Origin of the sequence: Nostoc sp. UIC 10630, assembly GCF_010747425.1 — a bacterium.
Taxonomy (GTDB): Bacteria; Cyanobacteriota; Cyanobacteriia; order Cyanobacteriales; family Nostocaceae; genus Nostoc.
The window spans coordinates 1-8,822 of record NZ_JAAGOG010000272.1; the positions used below are offsets into that span (position 1 = coordinate 1).

The 8,822-nt window shown below is 42.6% G+C and carries 9 protein-coding genes and 1 pseudogene; 5 read left to right on the forward strand and 5 right to left on the reverse strand.

What is annotated here, in order from left to right; all coding sequences use genetic code 11:
- Positions 1-1,018 (forward strand): UDP-N-acetylmuramoyl-L-alanine--D-glutamate ligase (murD, locus tag G1O98_RS34490; protein ID WP_243458628.1); only part of this gene is annotated, 1,018 nt, incomplete at its 5' end.
- Between the two features lie 134 nt (positions 1,019-1,152).
- On the opposite strand, the gene G1O98_RS34495 is transcribed toward murD, so the two are convergent.
- Both G1O98_RS34495 and G1O98_RS34500 read right to left on the reverse strand, forming a co-directional pair.
- Positions 1,153-1,377 carry a type II toxin-antitoxin system HicB family antitoxin gene (locus G1O98_RS34495; RefSeq protein ID WP_163938245.1) on the reverse strand — a complete coding sequence of 75 codons (225 nt, stop codon included), beginning with the start codon at positions 1,375-1,377 and terminating at the stop codon, positions 1,153-1,155.
- The gene (locus G1O98_RS34500) at positions 1,377-1,568 is read right to left on the reverse strand and encodes a type II toxin-antitoxin system HicA family toxin (protein WP_163938248.1); all 192 of its coding nucleotides are present in this window, start codon (positions 1,566-1,568) and stop codon (positions 1,377-1,379) included. The genes G1O98_RS34495 and G1O98_RS34500 overlap by 1 nt, the downstream gene beginning before the upstream one ends.
- 237 nt (positions 1,569-1,805) lie before the next feature.
- Between G1O98_RS34500 and argS the strand changes: the two genes are divergently transcribed.
- Positions 1,806-3,560: an arginine--tRNA ligase gene (argS, locus tag G1O98_RS34505; RefSeq protein WP_163938251.1), complete on the forward strand. Its 1,755-nt coding sequence runs from the start codon at positions 1,806-1,808 to the stop codon at positions 3,558-3,560.
- Between the two features lie 303 nt (positions 3,561-3,863).
- Positions 3,864-4,421, forward strand: coding sequence for an exonuclease (locus G1O98_RS34510; protein ID WP_163938254.1), 558 nt, complete (start codon positions 3,864-3,866; stop codon positions 4,419-4,421).
- 117 nt (positions 4,422-4,538) lie between these two features.
- Here the strand turns inward: G1O98_RS34510 and G1O98_RS34515 are convergent, their stop codons facing one another.
- Entirely contained in the window at positions 4,539-5,873 is a 1,335-nt protein-coding gene (locus G1O98_RS34515) for a hypothetical protein (protein WP_163938257.1), read from the reverse strand.
- A 548-nt stretch (positions 5,874-6,421) separates the two neighbouring features.
- On the opposite strand from G1O98_RS34515, the gene G1O98_RS34520 reads away from it, so the two are divergent.
- Positions 6,422-7,476, forward strand: a protein-coding gene (locus G1O98_RS34520) for an IS630 family transposase (RefSeq protein WP_243458629.1) whose coding sequence is annotated in 2 segments (ribosomal slippage) — positions 6,422-6,814 and positions 6,817-7,476 — 1,053 coding nt in all. Because the reading frame shifts where the segments join, the coding sequence is not laid out codon by codon here.
- 236 nt (positions 7,477-7,712) lie between these two features.
- Here the strand turns inward: G1O98_RS34520 and G1O98_RS40980 are convergent.
- Complete coding sequence (locus G1O98_RS40980; RefSeq protein WP_265578517.1) at positions 7,713-7,835, reverse strand: hypothetical protein; 123 nt, start codon at positions 7,833-7,835, stop codon at positions 7,713-7,715.
- Between the two features lie 51 nt (positions 7,836-7,886).
- The gene (locus G1O98_RS34525) at positions 7,887-8,120 is read right to left on the reverse strand and encodes a hypothetical protein (protein ID WP_114081902.1); all 234 of its coding nucleotides are present in this window, start codon (positions 8,118-8,120) and stop codon (positions 7,887-7,889) included.
- A gap of 160 nt (positions 8,121-8,280) precedes the next feature.
- Here G1O98_RS34525 and G1O98_RS34530 point away from each other — a divergent pair.
- Positions 8,281-8,822 (forward strand): annotated as a pseudogene (locus tag G1O98_RS34530) (flavin-dependent dehydrogenase); the annotation flags it as partial.

The window sequence follows — 8,822 nt, forward strand, 5'->3', positions numbered from 1 at the left end:
GGCAGGGGAAGCATTTGATAATTCCTCACTCCTCACTCCTAACTCCTCACTCCTAACTCCTAACTCTTCACTCGATTGGGTGATTGCGGAGATTAGCAGTTATCAAATAGAATCTTCCAGTTCTCTTGCACCCCGGATCGGTGTTTGGACGACTTTCACACCGGATCATCTTAGTCGCCATAAGACTTTAGAGAACTATTACAACATCAAAGCAAAGCTGTTGCACCAGTCCGAATTACAAGTGTTCAATGGTGATGATGCCTACTTGAGCCAACAAGGTTTAAGTGCTTGGCCTAATGCTTATTGGACAAGTGTGAGAGGAAAAGATTTCCTGATTAGCGAAAAAGGCTTTTACATTGAGGACGACTGGGTTGTGGAAAAATTGACTGCAACCTCTGTACCAGAACCGATTGTGAAAGTATCTACTTTGCGAATGGTGGGAGAGCATAATCAGCAAAATCTGTTGATGGCAGTAGCAACGGCACGATTAGCGGGAATTAATCGTGATGCGATCGCACTTGCAATTCAGGAATTCCCCGGCGTTCCTCATCGTTTGGAGCATATCTGCACTTGGGAAGGTATTGATTTCATTAACGATAGCAAAGCCACCAACTACGATGCGGCCGAAGTTGGTTTAGCATCAGTCAAAAGTCCAGCGATTTTAATTGCTGGTGGAGAAGCTAAAGCAGGTGATGATACTGGCTGGCTAGCACAAATCCAAACCAAAGCTGCTGCTGTGTTATTGATTGGCTCTGCTGCACCCGCATTTGCCCAACGCCTGCAAGAAGTGGGGTATTATTCGTACTACATTGTCGAAACTATGGAAAGGGCAATCCCCAGATCGGCGGAATTAGCCAAGGAGTATGAAGCGCCTGTGGTGTTACTATCTCCAGCTTGCGCGAGTTTCGACCAATACCCCAATTTTGAGGTGCGGGGCGATGATTTCCGTCAGTTGTGCCTTGCTTGGGCGGGAGGAGTAAGGCTTCAATACAACTCGATTCTTTCGTCTTCCCTATAATTGATTCACTGTGTGGCTTACAGTTACACAGTGAATGAATTATGTAATCGAAAAGTGCGGTGCGATCGCATTATCAAAGAGACTTAAAATATTCTATAAGGATTGTTTAGAGCTAATTTAGTGGTTTTCTATAATTATGTTTTGCTGTAGTTTGCAACTTCAACCTCATGAGCGATGCTTGTAGGTTTAGGAATAGGTAAACCATCTTCTAGCATTCCTTCTATATGAAATTCAATCGCTTCTGCAATCATCTGCTTGACTTCTTCTAAAGTTTCACCCACAGCTACACAACCGGGTAAATCAGGGACATAAGCGCCATAGCTAGTTTCTCCCTTTTCAATCACAACTGTATAACGCATTAGTCTTCCTCTAATTGAGCTTGTCTCCAGATATTTTTAAGAGTACCAATTGGCACATCCACATTTGGTTTACCAGACACTGTTACAGTACTGGGCTTATCTGGATGTTTGAACTGTCGATGACTACCTTTAGTTCTAGCAAGATACCAACCATCAGCTTCTAGTCGTTTGATAACTTCGCGTACTTTCATGCTAACGCTTATCTGTATAGGTGAAATTTATATTACAGATAGAGTGTCTTATTGAGAAAGAAAAGTAAACGACATTGTGTCGTAATTTCTGTCCGTCATTTTGTCGTGGGTTTTGGCATTGGTAAGTAGATGGACAAAAACATTTCTCATGAATCGAGTGGCTCAAAATGAAATGCTAAAGTTAATAATCAAGCTTTTCCAGAGCTACATTCTCTCTCTCCCAGATAAAATTTATATATGAACGCTACACAAGAAAAACTAAAAGTTCAGCTTGAACAGGCTTTAGTCGAGGCTTTTGGCGCTGACTTCGCGGGAGTAGATCCAATTTTGGTTTCTGCCAGTAATCCTAAATTTGGTGATTATCAGGCGAATGTGGCTTTATCCCTGAGTAAAAAGTTAGGAAAGCAACCAAGAGCGATCGCAGGTGCGATCGTTGAGAAACTAGATGTATCCGAAATCTGCGAACCACCGGAAATTGCTGGGCCAGGATTTATCAATCTGAAACTGAAAACGACATACCTAGAAGCACAACTGAACGAAATTCAAGCCGATCCCAGACTTGGAGTTCCACCAGCGAAAACGCCGAAGAGGGAAATTGTAGATTTTTCCAGTCCGAATATTGCCAAAGAAATGCACGTCGGACACTTGCGTTCTACCATTATTGGTGATTCCATCGCCCGGATTTTAGAATTTCAAGGACACGATGTGCTGCGGTTAAATCATGTCGGTGATTGGGGTACGCAGTTTGGAATGTTAATCGCCTATCTGCGGGAAGTTTACCCAGATGCACTTACTACCGCTAATGCTTTAGATATTGGTGATTTAGTTTCTTTTTACCGCAAAGCCAAACAACGCTTTGATACAGATGCAGCTTTTCAAGAAACAGCACGCCAAGAAGTTGTCAGATTACAAGCAGGTGCAGAAGATACACTTCATGCTTGGAAACTGTTGTGCGAACAATCACGGCGAGAGTTTCAAGTAATTTATGAATTGCTGGATATCAAGTTAACTGAACGCGGTGAATCTTTCTACAACCCTTTATTATCTGGTGTTGTGGAAGATTTAGAAAAATCGGGCTTACTGGTAGAAAACCAGGGCGCAAAATGTGTTTTTCTGGAGGGATTTACAAATAGAGAAGGTGAACCTTTACCCTTGATTGTGCAGAAATCAGATGGCGGTTATAACTACGCCACAACTGATTTAGCATCCCTCCGTTACCGGATTCAGCAGGATGAAGCAAAGCGGATAATTTATGTAACTGATGCTGGACAAGGAAACCACTTTGCCCAATTCTTCCAGGTAGCACGCAAAGCCGGCTGGATTCCCGATGATGTGGAATTAGTCCATGTTCCCTTTGGGTTGGTATTAGGAGAAGATGGGAAGAAATTCAAAACTCGTTCTGGGGATACTGTGCGGTTACGAGATTTATTAGATGAAGCTGTTTCTCATGCCCATGCTGACCTAAAAAGCAGATTACAAAAAGAAGAACGTCAAGAAACTGAAGAATTTATTAATGAAGTTGCTAGGGTAGTTGGAATCAGTGCAGTTAAGTATGCAGATTTAAGCCAAAATCGCACCAGTAACTACATCTTCAGCTACGACAAAATGCTGGATCTCAAAGGTAATACTGCGCCTTATATGCTATATGTTTATGCGCGGATTCATGGGATTAGCCGCAAGGGTGATATTAATTTTAAAGAGTTGGGAAATAATGCCGTTTTGTTGCAGCATGAAACAGAATTAGCGCTAGCAAAATATTTACTTCAACTGGATGAAGTTATCAGTAGTGTAGAGCAAGACTTGCTACCCAATCGTTTATGTGAGTATTTGTTTGAACTGAGCCAGAAGTTTAACCAATTTTACGATCGCTGTTCCATACTACAAGCGGAGGAACCACAGCGAACATCTCGGTTGGTTCTGTGTGATTTGACTGCTAGAACTCTGAAGTTGGGATTATCTTTGTTGGGAATTCAGGTGTTGGAGAGAATGTAATTTTTTAACGCATAGGCGTTTCTCTACGAGACGCTACGCGAACGCCTTCCCGCAGAGTAAGAGTTACGCTGATTTTTTCTTTGTGTCGTTTGTCTCTTCTCTACGACAAGCTACGCGTTAGCGTCTCTGAAAGTAGAAGCCTTTCGCAGAGAAGGCGGTTTGTTAATCAGAAGTGCTGTACTTGGTTGCATCGGTGAGATTTTGTCATAGATTTCCGATAACGACGAAAACCCGTGTATTGCTAAAATCAGGCAATGGTCATCAACGCTGAAACATACTGATAAAAGACAGGCAGGATAAAAGGTGACAATCGAAATCTACGTCAGCACTGATATAGAAGCGGATGGCCCTATCCCTGGGCCCCATTCCATGCTTAGTCTTGCCTCAGCTGCGTATACCGCAGACAAACAATTGGTTGGGACTTTTACAGCTAATTTAGAAACCTTGCCAGGGGCCCAAGGACACCCCAAAACTATGAAATGGTGGGCAGAACAGCCAGATGCTTGGGCAGCTAGTCGAGCCGACCCCCAGCCCCCTCTAAAGGTCATGGAGTCTTACCACGCCTGGCTTGTGGCTTTACCAGGTAAACCGATCTTTGTTGGTTATCCAGCCGCCTATGACTTTATGTTTGTCTACTGGTACCTGATCAACTTTGTGGGCGATAGCCCCTTTAAATTTTCGGCATTGGATATCCGTTCCTATGCGATGGCATTCTTGAAACAAAGCTACAGTGAATCTGGCAAGGATAATCTACCTGCTGCATGGTTAGAAAATCTTCCATTGGCTCACATTGCCTTGGATGATGCCATTCAGCAAGGGAAGTTATTCTGTAATCTTTTGCAAGCGAATCTACAGCGTTAAGTAAGATAGCTATGCGATCGCACTTATAAGATTTTGTAACAGATTTCCGATAACGACGAAGCCTGATTCATTGTTATCGGAAATCTCTTACTCCTTTGAGAAACCGAGGATTTTGCCCTATACCTGAGTACCTTCGATATAAGCCTTAATGGTGGGTAACGCCGTCATTTTCTCATAGAAGAAATTATTGACTATTTTCATCACTTCCGCCTGGGCTACTTCTACTTCCGAACCAAGGGGAGTGCCAGATTCTTGGCGGCACAAACTACGATATAAGCGCAGCAAATGACGCACGATTTCTAACTCCTCTTCCCCCTCCAAGACCTTGACGGCTGCCACAATCAGTTCATCTGCCTGATTGAGAACGCTATCGAGATCAAACACAGCACTATTGTCCCTAGCTTGTTGCACAGTTCCCATTAATGCGTGGACTTGGTAAAGCAGTGCCGTAGGTTCGTCGAACAATTCACGCAGAAACGCTGCTTCCTCGTAACGCCCATTCAGCCGAAAGATGTTGTACATCCGCTTGGCTGCTTTGCCGTAGTTGAGGTGTTTACCTTGTTTGACATATTTTTTGACTTCCTTTTCCAATACCGCCACATAATCATCCATGACATCGGCGGAGGCTTGCTTCACCAGTTTGGAAAAGATGGGAGCGGATTCAGCATCTAGGTAAACTTCTTGAAAATAGCCGTCCAGATAGCCGTCTAGTGCTGTGATAGTTCCATCTGGTGCTTCCCAGGTAACATCTATCACGTTGCTGGCGTTGGACAATTGACTACGTATTGTGTCAGCAACAACCCATTCCAGCTTACACCAAGACCAGTTAGGGTCTTGGGCTACGGCATCCCAGGTCAGCACCAGAGGATTGCCCTCTAGGTCGCTTACCTCAATCTGACCAGCAATCACCTCATCGGGTTGCCAGTTAATTGGCGAACCTGAACGTCTGGTGTTTTCTCCCCGAACCACTTGTTGGGGGTAAGCACCAAAGTTCACATCAATTAACTGATAATTGGGGCCGGACATGGTGTTAAGCGCCTTATCCCGAACCAGTTTGCCAAGAATCTCGGAGGCTTCGCTACGGGTAGGCGCAATGATATTCACACGCTCGAAGTAGTCACAGTCACCAGGATAAGTCTGAATTTTAGATTGAGCCGCTGAACCAGAGATCGCCAATGCGGTTTCTACAACACCAGGAATATCTTCAAATTCTACGATTTTGCCAATGGTACGAAACCGTGCCAACTCTTGCGGGTCAAAATCCAACATGGTGACTTTGTGCCCAAAAGCACCTGTATCTTTGTCTACGACAATATCGCTGTCTCCTGTTGCCTCGGTGATGGAATTCATCCAACGTTCTAATTCTTGCTCATTGAGTTGAACCCCTAAACGATTAGCTGATTCAACGATGCGGCTACGTGCATCTAGAGTTTGATCCTGTATTTTAGTCATAATTCATTCATGATTTTATTTTGTGATTATACCTTTATAGATGATTTCAATAAAAATACTTTTTGCAATCGTAATTAAAGAATATTTATGGAATATTAAGTTTGATAAAATACGGGTTATCTCACAGCGATTGCATAAGAGACAAGCGGCTAAAGCTTTCTATATAAAGTCTACGACGTAAGTAATTGCTACGCTTTTGTTGAATCTGGCTCTCGGATAAATATTTTTGAAGAGAGAAAAATTAATAAGGCTAAATATTATTATGTCCTAACTTTATGTTCATATCCTGATGATTATTATTTTAAATAAATAATGTTGATAAATAGCCATTTTCAGAATAATTAGGAGATAGCCGACACAAATAAAGTTAACTATTTAAGGTTGTCGCTTTTCCGTTTTCGCTCTTCCTTGCTAAGGGTTTCAAATATATATAGCTTTTGTAATATAGTTATATTTATTCCCACTTACTTAAGTAGAACGAGGTGAAAAAACCAAACTATGTAAAGATAAGTAAATACGTACAATGTTTCTACAAAGGTAACAGAGATATGGGCAGCCGTTTAAGGGTATTTCTAACTAGAGAGCAAGATAAAACTCTTTTAAACCTGAGAACGGCAGATGTACCCCAGAAGGTGAAAGACAGAGCCGAAGTGATTAGATTGAGCGCACATGGTTGGTATGTAGAGAAGATAGCAGCACACTTTAACTGGACTGCACAAACAGTCAGAGAAGTGTTGCACAGATGGGAGCATCTTGGCTTAGAGGGGTTTTGGGAGAAACCAGGGCGAGGAGGAAAATCAAGGTGGACGGAAGATGACATGGTGTTCTTAGAAGAATGTTTAGAGCAAGAGCCACGTACATATAACAGCGTTCAATTAGCCCAAAAACTAGAACAAGAACGCTCGATTAAATTAAGTCCTGACTGGTTAAGACAGGTACTAAAAAAAAGGGGATCATCTGGAAGCGAACGAGGAAAAGCCATAAAGCAAAACAAGACCCGGTAGTACAGGAAATCAAACAGGCAGACTTAGAAATCTTGGAATTGTCTGCTGCTGTTGGAGAAATAGATTTAAAGTATATGGATGAATCAGGCTTTTGCGCTTGGAGTGAACCGAGTTACAGCTATTACTTCCGAGGCGAACAAAAACGTTTGGAGCAGAGTAAACGCAGGGGACGAAGATTAAGTATTATTGGGTTTTTTCAACCCCTAATTAGCTTTGTGTACGGTTTGGTGATTGGCGGCGTTTCACGCAAATCTTATATTCAAATGATGGAGCTTGAAGCACTAGAGGCACAAAAAACGGGATGCATAAGAGTCATAGTGCAGGATAACGGCCCAATACATCGGTGTAAAGAAGTGCAGGAGTTATGGCCAAAGTGGGAAGAGATGGGTTTGTACATCTTCTTTCTACCCAAATATTGTTCGGAAATGAACCCGATTGAATTGGAGTGGCAACACCTCAAAAAAGATGAACTAGCCTCGAAAACTTTTGAAGATGAGTTAGACCTTGCCTATGCTGTGGTTGATGGAGTTCAAGCTAGAGCAGAGAAGGGAAAATACAGTACACAACGTATAAGATTTAACTCTATTTCTTCTCCTTAATTGTTTGTTACATAGTTGTAAATTTTTACCACGGCTTACTTAGTTGGCGATCGCTAATTAAGTTATGTGCCAAAAAGATTTATTCCGCTAAGGTGTCGAGGCGGCGATCAAAAGCATAAGGATGAACCCAAAAAGAGACCTAGGCTGTAAAGCAGAGGTCTTTCGCTTTCAGAACGTTGTAAAATTCATTAGCAACGTAAAACGCTGATATGGTTAATTTAGTGGCTTCTGCGCCATCAATGCCAAAATAGCAAGTCAATTGCCAATTCCATACTGACAATTATTGTTACTCCTATACCTAAAATGCGATGCCTACGGCGGGCAAAGCCAACGCCAATATTCTCAATATTTAGTTGCAAACCTAAATATCTAATGCTGGTCCAAAAATTTTCTTTATATTATGCAAGGTTTTAGGAGAACTTTTCCCAAGATTGGGCAACTAATTGGCTCAACCAGCGACGTTGTTGCTGATCCAGCATTGGATCATCTGCTAGCAACTGAGCGGTTAATTCTTCCAAAGATTGACCCTGAGCGCGGACAATTTTAATGACTCCAGCGATCGCAGCTGCAACGAGTTCTTCATCAATTGGCTGTTGTCGCAGGGCAACAATTTCTTGGGGACTGTCTGGAATGGGATAATTCATAGCGTGGGTTTACAGAAATACAAAATGAACAATAAATTCAACAAATTCTTAAAATTTCTTTACTGAATCTTTACGAAACTAGTTGCGCGGAGTTTACCTTACTTTGTGCCTTCATAAAATCTGTCTTAGTGAGTAGATTGATCGGAGATGTCAGGAAACGATGAGAGAAATCCTTTATTTAGAAGTTCCAACTCCAGATATAGAAACTGTGCGTAGCTGGCTACAAACAGATTTTGAACCTGGAAATGGAGAAAAAGTGCTTACTTCGGAAGGCTTTCGCCTCAAAATACCCAGTGCGAAGACACCTGCTGGGGCGGCTCTTTCCGAAAACTTGCCTGTAGAACTTTCGGTATTTGTCTGGTCAGTGCAGCGAACTACCTATCTGAAAGTGTTTCGTTGGGCAGAACAACCCTTTCCCAGTGAGGGACAAATTCTGCAACGCCTAACCAAAGAAATCAGAAGCCGTTTTCCACATCATTATCCAGAACCACCAGCGATTGATTTATCCCAAGAATCGATTTTTGCCGCTTTAGCCTCTGCTTACCCCCTCACCGTCAAGTATTTTCAGAAAATGCCCAACGGTGAATACGATCTAACACGTGCCTACTGGTGGGAACAACGATGGCGCGAAGGAGTACGAAATCCGCAGAGTCCGCGTCAAGTTGTGTTTTCCAATCAAGGGGACAGGGGACAGGGGAGCAG

Bases quoted from the DNA above. Each gene is read 5' to 3' on its own strand.
- G1O98_RS34495 (WP_163938245.1), bottom strand. From the start codon at position 1,377: ATGCGTTATACAGTTGTGATTGAAAAGGGAGAAACTAGCTATGGCGCT.
- G1O98_RS34500 (WP_163938248.1), bottom strand. From the start codon at position 1,568: ATGAAAGTACGCGAAGTTATCAAACGACTAGAAGCTGATGGTTGGTAT.
- argS (WP_163938251.1), top strand. From the start codon at position 1,806: ATGAACGCTACACAAGAAAAACTAAAAGTTCAGCTTGAACAGGCTTTA.
- G1O98_RS34515 (WP_163938257.1), bottom strand. From the start codon at position 5,873: ATGACTAAAATACAGGATCAAACTCTAGATGCACGTAGCCGCATCGTT.
- G1O98_RS34525 (WP_114081902.1), bottom strand. From the start codon at position 8,120: ATGAATTATCCCATTCCAGACAGTCCCCAAGAAATTGTTGCCCTGCGA.